Origin of the sequence: Photorhabdus sp. HUG-39 (assembly GCF_963878365.1) — a bacterium.
GTDB classification, from domain to species: Bacteria; Pseudomonadota; Gammaproteobacteria; order Enterobacterales; family Enterobacteriaceae; genus Photorhabdus; species Photorhabdus kayaii.
In genome coordinates this window covers 16,480-39,954 of the sequence record NZ_CAWNWY010000007.1, presented here as the reverse complement: position 1 = coordinate 39,954, position 23,475 = coordinate 16,480, and the positions used below count along the sequence as shown (strand labels likewise).

Annotated in this window: 19 protein-coding genes and 1 other annotated feature; of the genes, 7 read left to right on the top strand and 12 right to left on the bottom strand. The window is 43.0% G+C overall.

Going from position 1 to position 23,475, the window contains the following annotated elements:
* The first annotated feature begins 520 nt into the window (after nucleotides 1-520).
* On the top strand, nucleotides 521-1,297 hold the full coding sequence (gene yaaA / locus AAC155_RS06705; RefSeq protein WP_113041515.1) for a peroxide stress protein YaaA: 777 nt from the start codon (nucleotides 521-523) through the stop codon (nucleotides 1,295-1,297).
* Nucleotides 1,298-1,355: 58 nt separating this feature from the next.
* Here yaaA and thrC read toward each other — a convergent pair whose 3' ends face one another.
* The 4 genes from thrC to AAC155_RS24420 form a co-directional block, all read right to left on the bottom strand.
* A complete protein-coding gene (gene thrC / locus AAC155_RS06700; RefSeq protein ID WP_113041514.1) occupies nucleotides 1,356-2,645 on the bottom strand; it encodes a threonine synthase in 1,290 nt (429 codons plus the stop codon).
* Nucleotides 2,646-2,648: 3 nt separating this feature from the next.
* Entirely contained in the window at nucleotides 2,649-3,578 is a 930-nt protein-coding gene (thrB, locus tag AAC155_RS06695) for a homoserine kinase (protein ID WP_113041513.1), read from the bottom strand.
* A gap of 2 nt (nucleotides 3,579-3,580) precedes the next feature.
* The gene (gene thrA, locus AAC155_RS06690; RefSeq protein WP_113041587.1) at nucleotides 3,581-6,040 is read right to left on the bottom strand and encodes a bifunctional aspartate kinase/homoserine dehydrogenase I; all 2,460 of its coding nucleotides are present in this window, start codon (nucleotides 6,038-6,040) and stop codon (nucleotides 3,581-3,583) included.
* A 25-nt stretch (nucleotides 6,041-6,065) separates the two neighbouring features.
* Nucleotides 6,066-6,185: a sequence feature (Thr leader region), on the bottom strand.
* Nucleotides 6,124-6,192, bottom strand: coding sequence for a thr operon leader peptide (locus AAC155_RS24420; protein WP_110882773.1), 69 nt, complete (start codon nucleotides 6,190-6,192; stop codon nucleotides 6,124-6,126). It overlaps the preceding feature by 62 nt.
* A gap of 659 nt (nucleotides 6,193-6,851) precedes the next feature.
* Between AAC155_RS24420 and arcA the strand changes: the two genes are divergently transcribed.
* The gene (gene arcA, locus AAC155_RS06685; RefSeq protein WP_113041512.1) at nucleotides 6,852-7,568 is read left to right on the top strand and encodes a two-component system response regulator ArcA; all 717 of its coding nucleotides are present in this window, start codon (nucleotides 6,852-6,854) and stop codon (nucleotides 7,566-7,568) included.
* 188 nt (nucleotides 7,569-7,756) lie between these two features.
* On the opposite strand, the gene creA is transcribed toward arcA, so the two are convergent.
* Nucleotides 7,757-8,242 (bottom strand): protein CreA, encoded by a 486-nt coding sequence (gene creA, locus AAC155_RS06680; protein WP_113041511.1) that lies wholly within the window; start codon nucleotides 8,240-8,242, stop codon nucleotides 7,757-7,759.
* 507 nt (nucleotides 8,243-8,749) lie between these two features.
* Here creA and robA point away from each other — a divergent pair.
* Nucleotides 8,750-9,625 (top strand): MDR efflux pump AcrAB transcriptional activator RobA, encoded by an 876-nt coding sequence (gene robA, locus AAC155_RS06675; RefSeq protein WP_036777055.1) that lies wholly within the window; start codon nucleotides 8,750-8,752, stop codon nucleotides 9,623-9,625.
* On the opposite strand, the gene gpmB is transcribed toward robA, so the two are convergent.
* On the bottom strand, nucleotides 9,622-10,269 hold the full coding sequence (gene gpmB / locus AAC155_RS06670) for a 2,3-diphosphoglycerate-dependent phosphoglycerate mutase GpmB (RefSeq protein WP_113041510.1): 648 nt from the start codon (nucleotides 10,267-10,269) through the stop codon (nucleotides 9,622-9,624). The genes robA and gpmB overlap by 4 nt on opposite strands.
* A gap of 54 nt (nucleotides 10,270-10,323) precedes the next feature.
* Here gpmB and yjjX point away from each other — a divergent pair, with 54 nt between their 5' ends.
* On the top strand, nucleotides 10,324-10,854 hold the full coding sequence (gene yjjX / locus AAC155_RS06665; protein ID WP_113041509.1) for an inosine/xanthosine triphosphatase: 531 nt from the start codon (nucleotides 10,324-10,326) through the stop codon (nucleotides 10,852-10,854).
* Between the two features lie 35 nt (nucleotides 10,855-10,889).
* Here the strand turns inward: yjjX and trpR are convergent, their stop codons facing one another.
* Together trpR and sltY are read right to left on the bottom strand one after the other, a co-directional pair.
* Nucleotides 10,890-11,210 carry a trp operon repressor gene (gene trpR / locus AAC155_RS06660; protein ID WP_113041508.1) on the bottom strand — a complete coding sequence of 107 codons (321 nt, stop codon included), beginning with the start codon at nucleotides 11,208-11,210 and terminating at the stop codon, nucleotides 10,890-10,892.
* Between the two features lie 59 nt (nucleotides 11,211-11,269).
* Nucleotides 11,270-13,186, bottom strand: a complete 1,917-nt coding sequence (gene sltY, locus AAC155_RS06655) for a murein transglycosylase (RefSeq protein ID WP_113041507.1) — start codon at nucleotides 13,184-13,186, stop codon at nucleotides 11,270-11,272.
* A gap of 371 nt (nucleotides 13,187-13,557) precedes the next feature.
* On the opposite strand from sltY, the gene ettA reads away from it, so the two are divergent.
* Nucleotides 13,558-15,225, top strand: coding sequence for an energy-dependent translational throttle protein EttA (gene ettA / locus AAC155_RS06650; protein ID WP_113041506.1), 1,668 nt, complete (start codon nucleotides 13,558-13,560; stop codon nucleotides 15,223-15,225).
* Nucleotides 15,226-15,263: 38 nt separating this feature from the next.
* Here ettA and AAC155_RS06645 read toward each other — a convergent pair whose 3' ends face one another.
* The 4 genes from AAC155_RS06645 to serB form a co-directional block, all read right to left on the bottom strand.
* The gene (locus tag AAC155_RS06645) at nucleotides 15,264-16,010 is read right to left on the bottom strand and encodes an ABC transporter ATP-binding protein (RefSeq protein ID WP_113041505.1); all 747 of its coding nucleotides are present in this window, start codon (nucleotides 16,008-16,010) and stop codon (nucleotides 15,264-15,266) included.
* Between the two features lie 801 nt (nucleotides 16,011-16,811).
* Entirely contained in the window at nucleotides 16,812-18,047 is a 1,236-nt protein-coding gene (gene nadR, locus AAC155_RS06640; protein ID WP_113041586.1) for a multifunctional transcriptional regulator/nicotinamide-nucleotide adenylyltransferase/ribosylnicotinamide kinase NadR, read from the bottom strand.
* 13 nt (nucleotides 18,048-18,060) lie between these two features.
* The gene (gene radA / locus AAC155_RS06635) at nucleotides 18,061-19,443 is read right to left on the bottom strand and encodes a DNA repair protein RadA (RefSeq protein ID WP_113041504.1); all 1,383 of its coding nucleotides are present in this window, start codon (nucleotides 19,441-19,443) and stop codon (nucleotides 18,061-18,063) included.
* Between the two features lie 21 nt (nucleotides 19,444-19,464).
* Nucleotides 19,465-20,442 carry a phosphoserine phosphatase gene (serB, locus tag AAC155_RS06630; protein WP_113041503.1) on the bottom strand — a complete coding sequence of 326 codons (978 nt, stop codon included), beginning with the start codon at nucleotides 20,440-20,442 and terminating at the stop codon, nucleotides 19,465-19,467.
* Nucleotides 20,443-20,557: 115 nt separating this feature from the next.
* Between serB and AAC155_RS06625 the strand changes: the two genes are divergently transcribed.
* Nucleotides 20,558-21,202: a YtjB family periplasmic protein gene (locus AAC155_RS06625; protein ID WP_113041502.1), complete on the top strand. Its 645-nt coding sequence runs from the start codon at nucleotides 20,558-20,560 to the stop codon at nucleotides 21,200-21,202.
* 551 nt (nucleotides 21,203-21,753) lie between these two features.
* Nucleotides 21,754-23,418: a ShlB/FhaC/HecB family hemolysin secretion/activation protein gene (locus tag AAC155_RS06620; RefSeq protein WP_191214789.1), complete on the top strand. Its 1,665-nt coding sequence runs from the start codon at nucleotides 21,754-21,756 to the stop codon at nucleotides 23,416-23,418.
* The last annotated feature ends 57 nt before the right edge of the window (nucleotides 23,419-23,475 follow it).

The window sequence follows — 23,475 nt, the reverse complement described above, 5'->3', positions numbered from 1 at the left end:
TCACTTATATTTTATTTATCCAATCGATTTCATTAATGGTATTTCCCCGACTTCAATCAAATAAGAAACTGGTAATATTGTACACTTTCTCACTTTTAGAATAATTACTATATTACAATCCAAGAAAAATCGATCAAACTCACAAAAATTAATATTTTAATAAGCCAAAAAACTTTATTTTAATTTATATATAAATTAAAATTAAAATATACCTTTATAAATTATTTAAATGTTTTTAACGTTAAGTGCAGTATATACCCTATGGATTTCAAGATGCATCGCGACGGCAAGGGAGTGAATCCCCGGGAGCATAGGTAACTATGTGACCGGGGTGAGCGAGTGCAGCCAACAAAGAGGCAACTTGAAAGATGACGGGTATAGATCAATAAAATAGAGTGCAAAATTATCAGCTTGTTACCCTACAGATATCACGCACACAGTTTCCGCTATCGTCGTGATTAATTCTTTATTATCCTATCTTCTGTTAAAGTATCCTCATCTGAACAACCGGGACGATATTATGCTTATTACTATTTCACCTGCAAAAACTCTTGATTATGAAAGCCCGCTTGCCACGGAGGAATATAGCCAACCAGAATTACTCGACCAATCAAAGCGGTTAATCCGTATTTGTCGCGAACTGACGCCTGCCCAAATTGCGAGTTTGATGGGTATCAGCGATAAACTTGCCGGCTTGAATGCCGCCCGTTTTGGCGAATGGCATGCTGATTTCACACCTTTAAATGCCCGTCAGGCTATCCTGGCATTTAAAGGTGATGTTTATACCGGTATGCAGGCTGAATCTTTCTCCGATAAGGATTTTGATTTTGCTCAGAATCATCTGAGGATTTTGTCTGGCCTTTACGGTGTACTTCGTCCGTTAGATCTAATGCAACCTTACCGGTTGGAAATGGGGATCAAACTGGAAAATAAACGCGGTAAAGATCTCTATGCTTTCTGGGGAGATTTGATCACAGAAAAGCTCAATGAGGCGCTGGAACAACAAGGTGATAATGTGTTGGTTAATTTGGCTTCCGATGAATATTTCAAATCCGTGAATACGAAAAAGTTAGCTGGTAAAATTATTAAACCTGTATTTCTCGATGAGAAAAACGGTAAGTATAAAATCATTAGTTTTTATGCGAAAAAAGCCCGTGGGCTGATGAGCCGGTTTATTATTCAGAACCAATTAACACAAACTGACCGTCTGGTGGAGTTTAATCTGGATGGCTATGCCTTTGATGAATCGTTATCCAAAGGGAATGAGCTGGTATTTAAGCGCCCAGAACAATATTAAGACCTTATTATCAATAATAAACGCCGCATGATCTGTGCGGCGCCCACTTTCATAATGACTAGGGTGCTCTTTCCATCAAGAAATATCGCAACCTAGCAAAATCTGCCGGTAAGTAATGGGATAGCAACTCCAGATCAGCCCGTTCAGCCAAAGCTTTGGGCAATGGTAATTCCTCACCCAGAATCTGTTCCACACTCTCTTTAAATTTCGCTGGATGAGCCGTACCGAGAAATAGCCCATATTCACCGTCTTGTAATTGATCACGCAGAACACGATAAGCAACCGCAGCATGAGGCTCAGAGATATAACCCAATTTAGCCAATTCCTTAATCGTCTCTTTTGTCACATCATCATTGACTACACCATACCCCAATTCACTCAACGGCCAGGATTTACGGTGGAATAGTTCTTCAATACGTGGCCAGTTGTTTGGCTGACTCACATCCATTGCGTTGGAAAGCGTAGCAACCGTTTGATGAGGCAACCATTTTCCATCCGTTAAATAACGTGGCACCGTATCGTTAACATTAGTAGCAGCGATAAAGCGTTTTACCGGCAATCCCATCGATTTTGCCAATAAACCCGCGGTCAAATCACCAAAATTCCCACTCGGTACAGAAATAACCAGTTGTTCACGTTTATCTTCTGGTAGCTGAGCAACCGCTTCAAAGTAATAGCAAATTTGCGCCAACAAGCGGCTGATGTTAATTGAGTTAGCTGAATTGAGATACAGAGCTTGTTTCAACTCTTGATCATCAAACGCTTGTTTAACCAACGCTTGGCAATCATCGAAATCGCCGTCAATCGCCACTGTGTGAATATTACTGCCCAAGGTACAAAACAGTTTTTCCTGTAACGGGCTGATTTTGCCCTGTGGATAGAGGATGACCACTTGTACGTTATTTAGCCCATAAAAGGCGTGCGCTACTGCGGCCCCCGTATCGCCGGAAGTCGCCGTCAGGATAGTGACTGGCTGCTCACCGGCAACTTGTGCCAACATTTGCGCCATAAAACGGCCGCCAAAATCCTTAAATGCCAGTGTCGGGCCGTGGAATAATTCCAGCGTTGCAACATCATTTTCCACGTCGGTAACAGGCGCCGGAAAAGTAAAAGCATGCTTAACTCGTGTCGCCAGTTGTTCTGGCGGAATTTCCTCGCCAATAAATGCTGAAAGAATGCGACCGCTGCGGGTGACAAAATCCAGTTTTAACAGTTGGTCAATTTCTTCACGACTGAATTCGGGTAAATCTTGCGGAAAGAAAAGCCCTTGCTGTTTACCTAACCCCTGTTTGACTGCTTGTGCAAAACTCACCTGCTCGCGGTTGTCTTTCAAGTTATACAGTTTCATTAGTTACCCTATTTGTCGTGCGCCTGCGAGATCCAGACGGCAAATGTGTACAAAACCTTCATCATTCTGAACATAATGCTGTTGCAGCCACTCAGCTATTTCCTCTGCGGTCGCCATATCATTACAAATGGAGAACAATGTCGGGCCAGAACCAGAAATACCACACGCCAATGCCCCTACCCGTTTTGCTGTTTCACGCGCATTAGCAAAACCCGGTAACAGTTGGGTACGATATGGTTCAGCAACCACATCTTTCATCAATCTGGCTGCCAGCGCTGGTTGCCGTGTATGACAGGCATGAATAAACCCGGCAAGGAAACGTCCATGATCGATAACATCCTGCTTCGAATATTTTACAGGTAAAATTGCTCTGGCTTCCGCAGTAGAAACTTTGATGCCCGGATAGGCCATCACCCATAACCACTCATCAAACGTTGGTACTGGCTGACAGATAATATCTCCTTGTTCCATAATCAGTTGCAAACCGCCGAGATAACATGGCGCGACATTATCATAGTGAATACTGCCGGAAATACGTCCTTCCAGTTGCCCCATCATTGCCAGTAATTGGCTTTCATTAAATGGGAGACCTGCAAACTCGTTCAGTGCCATCAAACCTGCAACAACAGAACAAGCGCTGGAGCCAAGGCCAGAACCAATTGGCATATTTTTTTCCAGCGTCATTTCCACTGGTAATTGTTTGCTCAAACACTGGCAGAATAATTGCCAGCATTGATAAACGATGTTGTGCTCCAGCTTCTCAGGTAACTTCCCTACAAACTGCCCTTCATTACGCAAACTGAAACTCTTCGCTGCCCGGACAGTAACGCAGTCACCTAATAAAGCACCATTAACTGGAGAGACCGCCGCTCCCAGTACATCAAACCCAACACTGACATTGCCAATAGATGCAGGCGCATAGACTTTAATCACAATTAAACTCCCTGTTTCCAGGACAAGGTACGCAGCATATCTGCGAAAACTCCGGCGGCAGTAACATCATTACCCGCCCCGTATCCCCGCAGTACCAACGGTATTGGCTGATAGTAACGCGTGTAGAATGCCAACGCATTTTCGCCATTTTTGACTTTATAAAGCGGATCATTACCATCCACTGCGGCGATTTTCACCTTACAATGGCCCTCTTCAATTATGCCAACATAACGCAATACTTTTCCCTGCCCTTTGGCTTCTGCCACACGCTGGTTGAAAACCTGATCAAGAGAAGGTAAACGTTCCAGGAAAGCATCCACCTCCCCTCGGTTATCAAAGGAGGCTGGCAGTACAGGTTCCACATCAATATCATCCAATTCAAGTTCATAACCTGATTCACGAGCGAGGATCAACAGCTTACGGGCAACATCCATACCGGACAGATCATCACGCGGATCGGGTTCGGTATAACCTTTCTCTTTTGCCAGTAACGTTGCCTGAGATAGTGACATTCCTTCATCCAGCATACCGAAAATAAAAGAGAGAGAACCAGAAAGAATGCCATTGAACTGAATGAGTTCATCACCCGCATTAAGCAGGTTTTGTAAGTTTTCAATAACAGGCAGGCCAGCCCCTACGTTGGTGTCATACAGAAATTTGCGTTTAGATTTCTCTGCCGCCTTACGAATCTGATGATAATAAGCCATTGACGAAGTATTGGCTTTTTTATTCGGCGTGACCACATTGAAGCCATCACTCAGGAAACTGACGTATTGATCAGCAATTTGCTGATTAGAGGTACAATCCACTATCACCGGGTTCAGTAAATGGTACTCTTTCTCCAAACGGATCAGGCGGCTCAAACTAAAAGGTTCTTTGGCCTCTGATAAATGTTGCTGCCAATTATCAAGGCAAATACCTCTCATATCCGTCAACATGGCCCGTGAATTAGCAATACCACATACCCGTAAATCAATGTGCTTTTGCTTTAACCAAGTTTGCTGACGACGGATCTGCTCAATCAAAACACTGCCGACACCACCAACCCCGACAACAAAAACTTCGATCACCTGATCGGTATTAAATAACATCTGATGGCACAAACGAATAGCTGTCGTTGCCACTTCATTATCGATAACCGCGGAGATAGAACGTTCAGAAGATCCCTGTGCGATTGCAACAATATTGATGTTACCGCGCGCCAATGCAGAGAAGAAACGGGCAGAGATGCCACGCAAGGTACGCATACCATCGCCAACAACAGAGATAATGGAAAGATTTTCCATCACATCCAAAGGATCAAAAACTCCCTCTTTCAGCTCAAGATAGAATTCTTCACTCAGTGCCTGACGCGCGCGTTCCAATTCACGTTGAGGGACACAGAAGCTGATACTGTATTCTGAAGATGACTGAGTAATCAGCACAACAGAGATCCCTTTGCGGGACATGACAGCAAATACCCTTGCCGCCATACCAACCATCCCCTTCATACCAGGGCCTGATACGTTAATCATTGCCATATTGCTCAGGTTGGTAATCCCTTTTACCGGCGTACTTTCATCTTTCTGCCCGTCACCGATCAGTGTTCCCGGCGCATCTGGATTGGCGGTATTTTTAATCAAACAAGGGATCTGAAATTGAGCAATTGGAGCAATGGTCCGTGGATGCAATACCTTGGCACCGAAATAAGAGAGCTCCATCGCTTCCTGATAGGACATGCCTTTTAATAACCGTGCATCCGGCACAATTCTGGGATCACAGGTATAAACACCATCCACATCAGTCCAGATTTCACAACATGTCGCCCGCAAGCAAGCCGCCAAAACCGCAGCAGAATAGTCAGAACCATTACGCCCCAGGACAACTAGCTCCCCTTTATCATTTCCAGCCGTAAATCCAGCCATCAGGATAATATGGTCATCAGGAATATTCAGAGAAGCAATGCGCTTCGTAGACTCGTTGATATCTACCGTAGATTCAAGGTAATGACCTTGTGCCAACAAATTTTCTACCGGATCAATCACCGTGACCTTGTGACCACGTGCCTGCAATACAGACTCCATGATGGCGATAGAGAGTTTTTCCCCACGACAAATCAGGGAAGCGTTAATGCTGTCCGGGCATTGGCCCAGTAACGAAATACCATGCAGAACCTGTTTCAATTGAGCAAATTCTTGCTCAACCATCATTTTTAACCGTTCATAAGCAAAACCGGGTTGCGCCTGTGCCACCCCCTGTAATAAATCAACAAAGATCTGCTCAGCATCGTGCATATGGGTAATGATCTCTTGCCTAGCTACCGTTTTTTCAATCATAGCCACCAAATGATTGGTAATTTTTGCCGGAGCAGAAAGCACCAACGCAACCCCTCCTTGAGAAAGTTTTTTCTCTGCAATATCGGCAACGCTCAACACTCGCTGGTAATTAGCGATCGAAGTTCCTCCAAATTTAAGCACTCGCATTAACATTTTTCTCCTGATTCCGCGCCAAAAAAAAGCCCGCATCTGATTTGGATGCGGGCTTTTTTCTCTGTTTTATATATGCGTCAGCCCGCCCCGCAACCTGTGGTTCCGGTGGTGGTAATAATTGTGGTTTTCAGGCTGATAGTTTGCATAGGTTCCTGTCTGTCATTTAATGAGTTCGACCCTATATTGGTTAAATGAATTTGTGCGCAAAGTCAAACATTTTCTCTAAATAACCTTACGCTTTTGATATTTTTAATATTGAAATAATTCATTTCATGGTCATCAAGACAAACAAATATTTCTTACTGAACCCAATCTTTTAGTTGTTAAATCCATTTTTAACAAAATTAACAATATATTTTATCTTTTCGTAAAAATCAGTTCTTTTTGTTCACCGCCAAGCTCATGGGGGATTATTTTTCGCACAAAACCACTCTGTGCGTTAACAAGAATTTGTCATTTGCATGACAGAATACAAGGTATAAAATAACCAATATAAATAATATTAACGTGCTACAATCAATTTTGATGTACGTCAATAAAAGGTAGTTTTTTTAGATGGTAAATGCATTGCAAGCTGTTATATTGCTGTTAATGGACTAACATAACACTGTTTAACCAGTTTTTTTGGGTATATACCCACCAAAGGAAAAGCAACTTTTACTTTCAGTGTAAAACATATCAATAAAATGTTATTACTGATTTGGGCTATCATTTCAGTGATGACAAATAATAACCAGTAAATATCCTGAGATAAGAGTAGTTTGAATCATTCTGATTTATTTTTAAGCGATTCTAGGTAGCAACCATGCAAACCCCGCACATTTTGATTGTTGAAGACGAAATTGTCACTCGCAATACCCTAAAAAGCATTTTCGAAGCTGAAGGGTACATAGTTTATGAAGCCACCGATGGTTCAGAAATGCACCAAATTCTGTCAAACAACGACATTAACCTGGTGATTATGGATATTAACCTTCCAGGCAAAAATGGCTTGTTACTTGCCCGCGAACTGCGTGAGCAAGCAAATGTTGCCTTGATGTTCCTGACCGGCCGTGATAACGAAGTAGACAAAATCCTTGGCTTGGAAATTGGTGCAGATGATTACATCACTAAACCATTTAATCCGCGTGAATTGACTATTCGCGCCCGCAACCTGCTTTCTCGTACCATGAATCTGAGTAATGTCAGCGAGGAACGCCGCCAAGTTGAAAGTTATAAATTCAACGGTTGGGAATTAGATATCAATAGCCGTTCTCTGATAAGCCCAGCTGGTGAGCCGTATAAATTGCCACGCAGCGAGTTCCGCGCCATGCTTCATTTCTGTGAAAATCCAGGCAAAATCCAAACACGCGCAGATTTACTGAAAAAAATGACAGGTCGTGAATTGAAACCTCACGACCGTACTGTTGATGTAACGATTCGTCGTATCCGTAAACATTTTGAATCGACGCCAGATACGATGGAAATTATCGCCACCATTCACGGTGAAGGCTATCGTTTCTGTGGTGATTTGGAAGCATAACTTGAACTATACCCTATGGATTTCAAGATGCATCGCGACGGCAAAGAAGCGAATCCCCAGGAGCATAGCGAACTATGTGACCGGAGTGAGTGCAGCCAACAAAGAGGCAACTTGAAAGATAACGGGTATATCAGTAAGTCTCTAACAATGACAGGATGGGATATCCCTGTAGGAACCCATCCTGCCCCTCAATTTTGCACCGTCTTCCACGGCATAATGGGTACAGCACTGAGCGCATTCTTCGGTGAACCATCGATCATCTTATCGGAATATGTCAAATAGACTAATGCATTACGGTTTGCATCATAGAAGCGAACGACTTGAAGTTTTTTAAACACCAGTGAGGTTCGTTTCTGGAAAACCACCTGACCTTTTTTGCTGCTCTTTTTAATCTTGTCTGTGAGTTCAATCTCTCCAACCTGCTGACAAGAAATAGCCGCATCAGAAGTATCTTCCGCAAGTCCTAAACCCCCTTTTATTCCGCCTGTTTTTGCCCTACTCAGGTAGCAAGTCACATTTTTCACATCAGGATCATCAAATGCTTCTACGACAATTTTGTGATCAGGCCCGATAAATTTAAAAACAGTGTCTACCGAGCCAATCTCTTCAGACAGAGCCACCACAGGTATGCACAACAATGTCGTTGTTACGAGTATCTTTATGATTTTTAACATATATAGTCTCATTCCTTAATTAATTCAGCGTAAAATTTCACCACTGAGATACCAAATAAGATGGTAATACCATCAATAGAAATAATTAATCATTAATATAATTTCATAAAGTAATGAGTGAAATAATAATACGAACAAGTATCCTATTGTAAATATAAGACTTGTTTTACACTTAGTGCTCATATCCAGTAGAGTTATTGTTGAATGCCACGCTTGTCAATAAATTATGAACACGAACAGCACACAGAAATCAGAACAGACATACGATGTACAAGGAATGATTCGTTTTACCACTCTGTGGGACTGTTCAAGTGGCAAACAACATAGCCTAGTAGTATAGGTTCTTATGTACCCTATGGATTTCAAGATGCATCGCGACGGCAAGGAAGCGAATCCCCGGGAGCATAGCGAACTATGTAACTGGGGTGAGTGAGCGCAGCCAACAAAGAGGCAACTTGAAAGATAACGGGTATGTTGTTCTTTTGGTCTTAATGACTAAGGAGATGTATGGATCAAACCGGCATCATTCGTGATTTATTACGTTGGCTAGATAATCATTTAGATCAACCATTATCACTCAATAATGTTGCAGCTAAAGCAGGTTATTCTAAATGGCACCTGCAACGTATGTTTAAAGACATTACCGGCCAGGCTATTGGCTCCTATATCCGTGCCAGAAGGTTATCACGGGCAGCCGTTGCTTTACGTTTAACCAGCCGCCCTATTCTGGATATTGCTTTACAGTACCAGTTTGACTCCCAACAAACTTTCACTCGCGCATTTAAAAAACAATTCAATAAAACACCAGCACTTTATCGACTCAGTGAGGAGTGGTGCGCCACGGGTATTTGTCCGCCCATATTGCTGGATAAAAGGTATATTCCCGAAGCAACCTATCTCACACTAGAGGAACAACCACTGGTGGGTATAGAACAGACCTGTTCCTATACGCTGGAACAATGGTCCAGTTTTTGTACTGAAATGCGCCACAATTTCTGGACATATTATCTGCAAAATGCAGAGGTGTTACCTCCTGTACTTTATGGTCTTCACCATGCAACTCCCAATCCAGAAAAAGAAGATGAACAAACCGTATTGTATACAACAGCGGTAGAACCCCAATATGCCCAGTTTGATGTGGCAGGCAGCCAGCCTGTTACATTACCGGCCGGAGAATACGTCTCATTTAGTTACTACGGTACCAAAGATGGCTTACAGGACTTCCTGTTTACCGTCTATGGTATTTGCCTGCCAATGCTAAACTTGACACGTAGGAAAGGATACGACATCGAGCGATATTATCTTACCAATACCAATGATAGAGACAAGGAAGCGGCGAATCATATCATCGAATTTCAGTATCTCATTCCTATCCAGCATTAACGTTGTAATTCATCCAGTGCGGGCGTATCCAGATGTGTGATATCGCCTGCCGTTTCTACAATCCAGCCCGACGCTAGCCACGGACTGTGCTGATAATCCACTCTGGACAGAGAGCAATTTCGCAAGCGAAGACGACGTTCAGCATGTGCGGGCAATCCCAGTATTGTGCCAACCAAACATCCCAAAGCGATGCCATGACTGACTAACAACGGTCGGCTACCAACAGGCAGATGACGACAGCCCTCCAGCGCAGCCCTCATACGCACAGCCAGTTCATCCATAGATTCTCCTTTGGGGATACGTCCCCCAGGTGTGCCATCAAGGACTTTCTTACGCCAGTTCTCTTCTTCCGATGTTAATGAATCAATATTTCTGCGTTCAAGAACCCCCATGTGCAATTCACGCAAACGGGGCTCCAGAATAATTTCACAACCACAAACCTCAGCAATGATTTCCGCCGTTCGACGTGTACGTCCAAGGTCACTGGTAATAATATGGGTAATACTTTCAGATTTTACTCTTTGCGCCACTAATCTGGCTTGATGTTCGCCTGTTTCAGTCAAAGGGCTGTCAGATTGTCCCTGAATACGACGTGCTGCGTTCCATTCAGACTCCCCATGCCGAACAAGATATACCTGTAACATTTTCATTTTCCGTTATACTGCGTAAATACTCGTTCAAAGGATAACTCATCTATTATGTATCACGTTATTGCCGCAACCACCAACCCTGCAAAAATTAAAGCCATTAGTCTCGCCTTTGATGATGTTTTTGGGCCAGGTACTTATCGGATCGAAGATATCAATGTAGACAGTAGCGTCCCACAACAACCTATTGGTAACACAGAAACCCGTACTGGTGCCCGTCAGCGTGTCATGGCGGCCAGACAAGTTCGCCCTGAGGCAGACTTTTGGGTAGGTGTGGAAGCGGGTATTGAAGACGATATGACATTTGCCTGGATGGTTGTGGAATATCAGCAAATTCGCGGAGAATCTCGTTCAGCCAGTCTGATGCTACCAGAAAAAATTCTTGATGGTATCCGCGAAGGTCGGGAATTAGGCCATGAAATGGCTTACCTTACAGGTATTGATAACATCAAGCAGAAAGAGGGTGCAATTGGCTTTTTTACTGATGGCATCCTGACTCGTACCAGCGTGTACCACCAAGCTCTGATATTGGCTTTAGTGCCCGTACATCATGAAATGTATAAAGAGCTGAATGCCCGTTAAACAAACATTCCGCCTAGGCCGCAATTGGCGGCCTGCTATTTCAGTAATTGCTGTTCCAACCAAGCCTTAACATCGTTTGAGGCAAATTTCAGGCTATTAGAGCCGCGCGTAATCGTCGCAATACCCACTCCAAGTTCATTTTTCAGCTCACGCTGGCTCATTTTTCCACTCATCAACTCCTTGATAATGCGTACCCTGGTAGCCAGTGCTGTCCGTTCATCTGGTGTCAATAATAACTGCAAAATCGGATGCTGTAGATTTTCAGCAAAAGCCTGTTGGAGTAATGTCACGAAACATTGCCAATCTTCATGATCTTGCGGCGAAAGTGCCGGATCTGTCAGATAATTCGTCGTCATAATCAATCAGCCATCATACCATTTAACTAGTACAGCAGCATAACATAGTTTGCTATAAATCAATAACGCCTTTGCCATTCCGCGTTAGTCAGCACATTTGATGCTTTGCCCATGAAATGACTATAGAAAACATCATAAACCAAAACATTTTTGACATAATTGCGGGTTTCAGAAAATGGAATGCTTTCAATAAAGGCTATCGCATCGAGTCGCCCACCACTGTCAGATAACCAGCGATCTACCCGAGTTGGTCCGGCATTATAGCCAGCACTGGCAAGTATCCGATTATTTCCAAAACGCTGATAAACCGATTCGAGATAAGCAGTACCAATTTCGATATTCGTCAGCGGGTTTATAAGTTGGCTACTGTTCATATATCCTTGGATTCCATTTTTCTTAACCGTATCCTCTGCCGTTTCTGGCATTACCTGCATCAACCCAATTGCCCCAACTGGCGAATTAGCTTGCGGATTCCAGGCACTTTCCTGGCGGGCTATCGCCATTGCATAGCTTTGAGAAATTCCTTTATTTGCAGTGAAGTGACTAAATTCCCGCAGCCATGCTAATGGAAAACGCTCTTCAAGGTAGTCCCACATTTTTCCGGTTATTGTCGCCTGTACACTAAGCGCTGCCCATTTTTGATTGAAAGCATAACGCGCCAGTTGCTGTTGTTTTAATTTAGCCTGGCTGGCGACCAGATAGCTCCACTCTACGCGAGCAAGATTATCCATTTGCCAATATATCAATTCTCTGACTCTCTGCACTTCAGGTATTGAAGCAATGGCAGCATCTGGCTTTTTTGCGATACTTATCGTCAGCGGATAGTTGACATTCAGTTTTTGCGCAGCAGCCATTGGATAAAAACCACGGCCTTCTGTCAGCTTACGCAGTATCGCTTCACCTTCACTTTTATTACCCTGTGCCAATAGAATGTTGGCTCGCCAATAACGCCATTCCTCTTTGCCTTGGTCCTCTAACGGCAGCAATTTTATCCATTGAGCCAAACCACGTTTATCTGCATGACCCAATGCCAACCGAACACGACGCTCAAGCAATGCAACAGATTGACTACTGCGGATCGCATCATCACGCCACTTTTCCTGTTCATCGCTCACATCCCCCATTAACTGCCAGGCAACAATATCTTTCAACCGCTGACGTTCACTTGCATTCATCTTTTGCACTCTGACAATTGATGGGATGATCGCTCTTGCCTGCTCCGGATCTTGACGAGCGAAACGCGAGAAAGCCGCTAAAGTAGCTACACGGGTAAAATCAGTCGGCCCGGTATGATTAGCAAAATCCGCCACGGTAGCCGGATCATTCTGCAACTTAATCAGATCTTCACTGATACTTTTGTATCCCAGTGGCAATTGTTTAGCGAGGTAACTGACCAGTGACGTATTCCCCGCTTTTAACGCGAGACTAATACGCTGTAATATCAGTTTCACTGATAAATGACCCGTTTGCTGCCAAACATCAAATAATTTATCGCAACTGGCTGGTAAAGAACGCCCATTCAACCAAATTTCTTTTGCTCCCTGCCAGGCAACCTGTTCCTCACCTGTAAACCATTTAGCAAAATAGTAATGACAGCGAGCTGTAATAGATTTCGGTGCTGTAGGAGTGAATGCCAGTATCCCGCGCCACTCTTCGCGGCGTGCAAGCTCATTGATAAAACGGGATGATAAAGAACGTGTAGGGGGCAAATTAGGGTAACGATCAATAAAATCACGGACCTGCGTTGGTGTGACAAGTGCCAAATCCTGAGTCAGCTCCCGGTATTCCAGATAAGGATAAAGAGGATAGTTTTTCAATGTCGGCATCAGCCTCGCGATTTCATCCCTATCACTGACATTCCACGCTTGCTTAATCTGCTGATATCTCTGCCGCTGATTTTCCAGAGAATCAGCATTTGCTGCTACAGAGATAAAAATCAACCCTATAGCCATCGCAAGGTATTGCCACTTAGCCATTATCACGTTCCTCCGGGAGATAAAATCAAACAGGTTAATATTACGAATGCATAAACACCATAATAATATAATCACCACCGCTTACCACATAAATTTACCCTATGATAAGATATATAATCATATATTTATAACAGATTAGTTTTTTATATAATAAATTGATTCGCTTTAACAAACTCAACCCAGGATCATTTTATTCGAGCAATTGGGTTATAGAGTTTATTGACTTAAATCGGGTAAACTGTGATAAATCGTGCTCAGACGAGCATAAATAACCTAACTTGATATAATCAAATACCAACACGCCCTGTTCATGCGACTGGCTTCGCAAAACAGGCACTATAACAATCAGAGATAGCGAGGCTTATAGCAACGTGGCTCAATATGTCTACACCATGCATCGGGTCGGTAAAATTGTTCCCCCGAAACGTCATATCCTGAAAAATATCTCCTTAAGTTTCTTTCCGGGAGCAAAAATTGGTGTTCTTGGCCTTAATGGCGCCGGTAAATCGACCTTACTGCGTATTATGGCTGGCATCGATAAAGACATCGAAGGAGAAGCTCGCCCACAATCAGGAATTAAAATTGGCTATCTACCGCAGGAACCTAAATTAAATCTTGAGTACACTGTCCGCGAAGCAGTGGAAGAAGCGGTTAGCGAGGTAAAACATGCGCTGACCCGGTTGGATGAAGTCTATGCAGCCTATGCTGATCCTGACGCCGATTTTGACAAACTGGCTAAAGAACAAGGTGATCTGGAAGCGATTATTCAGTCCCACGACGGCCATAACCTTGATAACCAGCTTGAACGCGCCGCTGATGCCCTGCGTCTGCCACCGTGGGAGGCAAAAATCGAGCATCTATCTGGAGGGGAACGCCGTCGTGTGGCAATTTGCCGCTTACTGCTGGAAAAACCCGACATGCTGCTACTGGACGAACCCACTAACCACCTTGACGCCGAATCTGTCGCATGGCTGGAACGCTTCCTGCACGATTACGAAGGTACCGTTGTTGCAATTACCCACGACCGTTACTTCCTTGATAACGTTGCCGGCTGGATTCTGGAACTTGATCGTGGTGAAGGTATTCCATGGGAAGGTAACTACTCTTCATGGCTGGAACAGAAAGATGCTCGTCTGGCTCAAGAAGCCGCAACAGAAGCCGCACGCCGTAAATCCATTGAGAAAGAGCTGGAATGGGTTCGCCAAAATCCGAAAGGCCGTCAGGCAAAAGGTAAAGCACGTCTGGCCCGTTTTGAAGAATTAAATAGCGTTGAATACCAGAAACGTAACGAAACCAGCGAACTGTTCATTCCACCTGGACCACGCCTGGGCGACAAAGTTCTGGAAGTGGAAAATCTAACCAAATCCTATGGCGACCGGGTTCTGATTGATAATCTGAACTTCTCTCTGCCCAAAGGGGCGATTGTTGGGATTATCGGGCCTAACGGTGCAGGTAAATCTACTCTGTTCCGTATGATCTCCAACCAGGAACAACCTGATTCCGGCACCATCACGTTAGGTGAAACCGTCAAACTCGCTTCTGTCGATCAGTTCCGTGACAACATGGATGATAAGAAAACCGTTTGGGAAGAGATCTCCGGCGGCCAGGATATCATGCGTATCGGTAACTTTGAGCTACCAAGTCGCGCCTATGTTGGCCGTTTTAACTTCAAAGGTGTTGATCAAGGCAAACGTGTCGGTGAATTGTCTGGTGGTGAAAGAGGACGGCTACATTTGGCTAAACTGCTGCAAGTCGGCGGTAACATGCTATTGCTCGATGAACCAACCAACGATCTGGACATTGAAACTTTGCGCGCACTGGAAAACGCCTTGCTGGAGTTCCCAGGTTGTGCAATGGTTATTTCCCATGATCGTTGGTTCCTTGATCGTATCGCAACCCACATCATTGATTATCAAGATGAAGGTAAAGTCACTTTCTTTGAAGGTAACTTTAGTGAATACGAAGACTATAAGAAGCGGACTCTCGGAGCAGAAGCACTGGAACCACATCGCATTAAATATAAGAGAATCAGCAAATAATCATATTGAAAATGGCCTGGTAACAGGCCGTTTTCCACTCAATTATTTAGATATAAACTCATAGTCTTATTCATTATGCTATGTGTAAGATAAGTATCATGGATAATCTTTCCTTCTTTCAAAGTAATAATACGATCTGCATGTTTAATAAGCCTATTATCCTGTGAAGCCACAACAACTGTACCTCTTTGGTTATGAGCAATAAAACTTAAGATATCAATAGCTGTTTGGCAGTCATAATTATTAAGATGACGGGTTGGCTCGTCAGCAAACAAATACCGAGGGCTTTTCACAATGGCGCCAGCTATTGCCACCCGTTGTTTTTCATTATCACGTAATTCCTTGGGATATATATCTTTCTTGTGTTTCAGGCCAACAATATTGAGTGCCTTAGTTGCCCTGACTATTGCTTCCTGATGAGAGATCGTGATTCCACAAGAGAGAGATAATAGCAAATTATCCAAGACCGTAAGTTCATTAGATAAATTAATTCTTTGAAAGATAAAACCACAATTTATCAAATGGAATCTATCTAACTCGAAGTTATTCATCCTCCCCAATTCATTATCAGCAATTAATATTTTTCCTCCGTCGAGAGGCAATAACCCAGAAATCATTGCCAGCAAAGTACTTTTTCCTGAACAAAGATCCCCATTAATCAAAGTAAATTCACCTGGAAAAATAGAAAGAGTGATGTCTGAAATCATTTTCTGGTTAGCTTTACTTTTCGAAAAACCATATGAAATATCAATGGCTTCAATCGTAGCGATTTGATTCAAATTCATTATCTCAGCATAATTAATAGTGTAAGAAATCTGGCATTATCAGTAACTCTTACAGCCAGAGCAATCCGTAAAAATACAGATATTCATCATTATAAGATTACACAAACGAGGGAAAATCATATAAGAAATATCTCAATTGAAAGTATATCAATATTTCTACCAGTGACTATTTCAAATGACTATCTGTATGCTAAAATCAAAATTTTACTAAACAAGATCAACCCATTCCTATCAACCATTCATTAGCAACAGGCCATTATTTTGTTTGTACAAATAAAAAAATAACATCAGACAAATAATTTTTTATAGATAAAAACACCTTAACATCATAACAACATGTTAAAATTAATATTTAATTACCATAATAACAATGATACTTCTAACATTAAATTATTAATAGAAAAATCAACCTTCTCCTTATTCTCCAACCAATCAAAAATACAAAAAATTTTATTTAAAAATCAACTGGGAAGTATTTAATTATTAATCTTGTTTTTATTCAAGAAATAAATAATCAATAGAAGTATCAAAAATATTAATAGCTGTTATATATTTTATTACTTACAGGAAACAAAAATATCCAGCCACAATGCATATTGTGATTAGATATATATTTACTAATTTATCATATAAAATATTATATATAAACCTAATAATATACCTTATGGATTTCAAAATGTATCGCGACGGCAAGGGAGCGAATCCCCGGGAGCATAGATAACGATGTGACCGGGGTGAGTAAGTGCAGCCAACAAAGAGGCAACTTGAAAGATAACGGGTATAAACGATTCAACTGACGTATCATTTAGGATTAGCCGCTAAAAGTTGCTGAATAAGTTCAATACAACGTAGGAAACGCTGATCATAATCGGGTGAATCCACATTGACATATTCAATATTATTACTTTTCAGCATATCCTCCAGCAGTTGCTGGAACTCTTTACGATCCTGCTCGCTGCCAAGGCTACGCAAACCGTCAGCAACCCAAGGAGTGTTGTTTTCCAGTAGAATGACCAAATCAAATCGATATTCATCAATTAATGCCTGAACAAACGGGTGTTCACGTCCTTCATATCGCTTACAGAAGGCTTGGGTAGTGACAAAATCGGTATCTATAAATGTCACCTTATTCGCATATTTTACGGCAAAATCAATATATTGGGCTTGTCCCAATGCAATCTTGTCATAGTCCGAATATTGTAGCGCCATCTCATCTCCCCCCAGATGAGAAAAAACATAATCACGACCATATTCCCAAGCACTTGTCGTATTAAAAATATTTGCCAATTTGTTAACTAACGTAGATTTACCACTGGACTCTCCACCAAGAATCGCTACGGTACGAACAAAGAAAGGTTTCACTTCCGTAGGAATATATTCCCAATGACGGAATGGGTCTTGGCGAATATGCCGACCACTGATTTTCATAAACGAACGTTGTGGATCGATAAGAATTGTCTCAATTCCTAAATGTTCTTTATATCGGGGAGAATCCTGAGTTTCGCTGGAATATATATAAGTTGGATTGATGCCTTTTTTTGACATAAAGGCTTTCATGCCGTCACTCCACACATCCCAACCATGTGGATAGGGCTCAATTCCCTGTTCATCAAAAGAGTGAATATGAATATTTTTCTGATATTTAAATGTTTGAAGCAACCAGCGCAGACGATCACTCACCGTAGGTTGCTGAGACATGGAACTGCTCATAAACAGCTCCCGATCTCTCGGCTCATCATGGCAAAGGATAATATGCAACTCATCCACCTGACTACAGGCCCGTTGAATCAGATAGATATGCCCAGTATGCAATGGATAGAATTTGCCGAATACCACTCCAACAGTTTTATTTTGCACAGGATATTGCAACCTCAGATAGTGATGAAGAGCAGCCAGTTTTTGGGCACTGGGACTTTTAATTTTGTCATTAATTAATTGGCTGAGATAACCTTTGGTCATACCACTTGCATCGGCAACCTGCTGCAACGTATGACCTGTCTGTTTAATCGCTTCTTTAAGGTAGTCAAATTGCCCCATATCTCCTCCCTGTTTAACCAAAATCTTCCATAACAGATAACGCATCCGCCAACTTTTTCACACCAAAAACTTCCATTCCTGGCTGTACTTTTTTCGGCATATTGGCATAAGGCACTATCGCCCGTTTAAAACCATGTTTAGCGGCTTCGGATATGCGCTCCTGTCCACTGGGCACAGGACGGATTTCCCCTGCTAGCCCCACCTCTCCAAATACAACCAAATCACGGGGTAACGGCCGATCCCGAAAACTGGAGACTAAAGAGAGCAGTAAAGCAAGATCCGCGCTGGTTTCCGCAACTTTAACGCCACCCACAACATTCACAAACACATCCTGATCGGACATTTGCAAACCACCATGGCGATGAAGGACAGCCAACAGAATAGCTAACCGGTTTTGCTCCAAACCCACAGCCACCCGCCGTGGATTGGTCATCATAGAATGATCCACCAGCGCTTGAATCTCCACCAACAGAGGACGAGTCCCTTCCCACACCACCATGACAGAACTGCCAGCGGTAACTTCATCACCACGGCTCAGGAAAATCGCTGATGGGTTACTAACCTCACGCAATCCTTGTTCTGTCATGGCGAATACGCCAAGCTCATTAACGGCCCCAAACCGATTTTTATGACTGCGTAAAGTGCGAAAGCGGGAATCTGCTTCACCATCAAGCATCACTGAACAGTCAATACAGTGTTCCAACACCTTCGGACCCGCCAACGAGCCATCTTTGGTCACATGACCAACCATAACAATGGCAACACCACGAGTCTTAGCAAACCGAGTAAGATAAGCGGCAGTCTCTCTGACCTGAGCGACACTCCCCGGCGAAGATTGAATATCCGCCATATGCATCACTTGAATGGAGTCAATCACCATCAACTTTGGCTGCTCCTGCTCCGCAATCAGACAAATTTGTTCAATACTGGTTTCTGACAACATATTCAGATTATCAGCCGGCAATCCCAACCGGTGCGCACGCATTGCCACCTGCTGTAACGACTCTTCCCCAGTGACATATAAAGTTTTCATCTGTGCAGACAACTGACACATCGTCTGCAACAATAAGGTACTTTTCCCTGCTCCCGGATTACCGCCAATCAGAATCGCGCTACCGGGAACAACACCACCGCCAAGCACCCGATCGAACTCTTTAAATCCCGTAGAAAAACGAGGAAGTTCTTCCAGACTGATCTCTGATAATTTCTGAACCCTGCTGACACCAGCATCTCCCGCATAACCACTGAACCGCTCATTACGGGAGGAAGGTGCTGCGGCTAAGCGCACCTCCGTAATGGTATTCCAAGCATGACACGCACTACATTGCCCCTGCCAGCGCGGATAATCCGCCCCACATTCATTACAGACAAATGCCCGCTTTGCTGCTTTCGCCACTCTGTACTCCTAAAGGGTATATTAACGCTCTTCGTGTTTAAGACCGCCACTTAACACACACAATACTCCCATGAGATCAGCATGACGGATGGTCACTTTCGACTGTGCATAAACTTTCGGCTTAGCGTGGTAAGCAATACCTAACCCTGCTTTGCGGATCATCTTCAAGTCATTAGCGCCGTCACCAATCGCGACAGTTTGCTCCAATGAGATATCCAGTTTTTTTGCCAGTTTCACCAATGTGGCAGCTTTATATTTAGCATCAACAACGGGTCCTATAACCTTACCTGTCAACTTACTATTTTTTACTTCTAACTGATTGGCTACCGCAGCCACCAAACGTAAATTCTGGCGCAAATGGTCAGCAAAATAGGTAAAACCCCCCGATGCGATTGCCACATGCCAATCAAAGGATTGTAACTTACGCACCAAACTGGTCAGCCCCGGCATAAGTGGTAAATTTTCTACAACCTGTCGCAGAATATCAGCATCAGCCCCTGCCAACTGGGCAACTCGCTCCCGCAGACTATCAGAAAAATCCAGCTCTCCTTGCATTGCCCGCTCGGTAATTTCGGCTACTCTGTCACCTACGCCAGCCAAACGGGCAATTTCATCAATACATTCAATTTGAATTGCTGTTGAATCCATATCCATCACCAGCAAACCTGGGGACCGCAACCGTGGGATCTGCCCCAAAGGAACCACATCTAACCGACACTCATCAGCCAGCCGTTTAATACGAGCAGTCAAATTTCCGGCAATACGTACTACCTGATAATCATCAATACGCCATGAAGAAACGATGACAATAGCAGCACCAAGCCGATGTTGAAAATTACTAATACGTTGTTTATCCAGGCCACGGCCATATATCAACCAACCACTGTCACCCGCTCGGTAATCCAACGGCATAACTTCTTCACCACTTAACGAAAGTGGTAATCCCGGCCACTTATGGACCTCTTCCGGCAAATAGTGATAAGCCAGGTTATTAGACATTAATCCCTACTCCTGTAATCCCACATGATTTGACAGCAAAAAATTGTGCTTCAAACTATCCTCTCTGTACTGCATCTGGCAACATTGCGTTGACCAAAGCTTGGAAGAGATAACGATGATCAAAGCTAAATTAAAATTCCGACTGCATAAAACAGCTATTATCTTGATTTGCATTGCTTTATTAGTATTTCTAATGCAGGGTGTTTCTTATTTTAGCCGTTCTCACCAACAAGCCCAGATGGATCAATTTGAGGAATTGGCAAAAACCTTGGCAAAACAAGTCGCATTCAGCTTATCTGATTATATGGAGAGTGGCAGCAAAGATCTTAATAATGAGCGGATACTGGCTAATTTGCATCATCTGACGACAAACAGTCGCATACTTGATGCCAGTGTTTATCTTAATAATGGGACTCAGATTGCTCATAGCGGGGAAAACGTTTCGGTGCGGGATCGTCTATCTTTGGATGGTAAAAAAGCGGGCAGCTACTTTAACTACCAGATAGTCGTCCCCATCCCAGGAAAAGATGAGCCCAAAGGCTTTCTGCGTCTGACGCTAGATACCCACAAATTGGCAACCGAGTCCAAGCAGGTAGATAACACGACTAACTTACTCCGGATCATGATCTTACTCGCTTTAGCAATTGGTTTTATTCTGGCACATAACCTATTGCAATTAACGCCAAGTCGATGGCAACAATCGCCTTATTTACTGACAGCTAACAGTAAATCAAGTGCAAATGAAGAAGAAGAGAAATAAGATGAAAATTTCTTACTAAATCATTTTGATATTTAAACTAATAGAGGCGGTTATTTCTACCATCCCATTATCTCAGTCACTTCGTAGATGGAATTAGGGCATGGCTCGGAACATTTAATTGTTGCTAGAGCCTCCTTTGCCAAGAAATTTCATAGCCGAATAAACACGCTGTAACTAATAAAAAATCATCAATCTTAACTGAAAGAAACAAGCTCTCCCATTATAATAATAGCCAAAGTAATAGTTTATTTAGTTACTTTAACTTAAATTACATAATAATATTCTCAGTGACATATATCACATATTTATCAATATATAGAATTAAATTAGAGCATTTGGCAACGTCCACATAACCAATTAATTAATAAAGCATTTTTTATTATCACTCATTTTATAACAAAACCATATCCAATTGTTTTTATTAATAATTTATAACAATCCGTATTTCTCAATTATAGCATTAAGTAATATTTACATATTGATTATTAAGTCAAATTCATGACTAATAGCGCCCCAAAAATTATATGAAACGTGCGGGATGCCAAAGAATAATGAAAAAAAAGATTATTATTTTTACTAGTTTTCTTATTGTTACTACCGATGTTAAAGCCGCCGAAATTTCAGATCAGCAACTCATTCATCAACAAGAACGACAGAAAGCACTGGAAGCCCAATTAACACCACCACCGGCGGATATTCGTCTGTCTGTTCCTGAAACAGCAGTACCTTCTAAATTTCCTGACGATACGCCCTGCTTTCCCATTACGCATGTCGTTCTTGAAGGCACGGAACATTTTCCTCACTGGTTACCTTTAAAACGTTTAGCCCAACAGGGAGAAAACCAATGTCTGGGCACCCGGGGGATTAATATATTAATGACTCGGATACAAAACCGGTTAATTAATCATGGCTATGTCACTAGCAGAGTATTAGCTCCCAGTCAGGATCTTAATTCCAAGACATTAAAACTCATGATCATACCGGGCAAAATTGGGCATATTCGCTATACCGCTGAAAGTGGCAATTATATTCAACGGATAACCACATTTCCTCCCCGCGAAGGAGAGCTGCTTGACTTACGGGATATTGAGCAGGGATTAGAAAATTTACAACGTTTTCCTACCGTTCAAGCTGACATGGAAATTGTACCGAATGAACAATTAGGAGAAAGCGATATCGTGCTGAACTGGCGTCAGTCAAGACATTGGCGACTCGCTAGCTATCTGGACGATTCAGGTTCTAAAACTACCGGACGTTACCAAGGCGGATTAACTTTATATCTGGATAATCCTCTTGCGTTGAGTGATCTATTTTATATCTCCGGTGGACGCGATATTTACTCTCCTTCTGGTCGCAGCAGCAAAAACTACACCATCCACTACTCCCTACCAGTGGGATACTGGATGGCAGGCATCACTGCCAGTAATTACGATTACAACCAAAAAGTAGCCAGGCCAAATAGAGACGACAAATACAGTGGCGAAAGCAAAAACCTGAATGTCCAACTCAGCCGAGTCCTGCATCGTAACGCTAGTCAAAAAACCTCGGTTAACGGCGAAATTTATCGTCGCACATCCAAAAGTTTCATTAATGACCTGGCAATCGGCGTACAGCACCGGGAAACGGCTGGCTGGAAATTGGGATTATCTCATCGTCACTATATCGGTAGTGCGACCTTGGATACCGGAGTGACCTACCAACAGGGAACACGCTGGTTTGGAGCTCAACCCGCACCAGAAGAAGTCCGTGGTGAAGCCACTGCCTTACTTAAAACAACCCAGTTTTCTGCGGCACTATCGGCACCATTTACCCTATTTTCTCAGCCATTCATCTACAAAACCCAGTACCTGCGCCAAATAAGCGCCAGAACGTTGACGCCACAGGATCAATTTTCAATTGGCAACCGCTGGACCGTACGCGGATTTGACGGCGAACGCACGCTAAATGGAGATCATGGTTGGTACAGCCGTAACGAACTGGAATGGCAAACGCCACTGAATGGTCAATCCCTATATATGGGCGTGGATTATGGCGAAATCGGTGGGCCGGGAAATGAGCAACGTCTGGGAAAACATCTGGCGGGCGGCGTTCTAGGTTATCGCGGCACTCTTAAAGGCGTGAGCTATGACCTGTTTGCCGGTATCCCGCTATCCAAACCGGATGGCTTTCAAACCTCATCAGTCACAACTGGATTCAGTGTGTACTGGCAGTACTAACTCAAAATAACAACGCAGCCAAAGTTATCGCAGATAAAAAGTGTTAGTGGAGAAAAA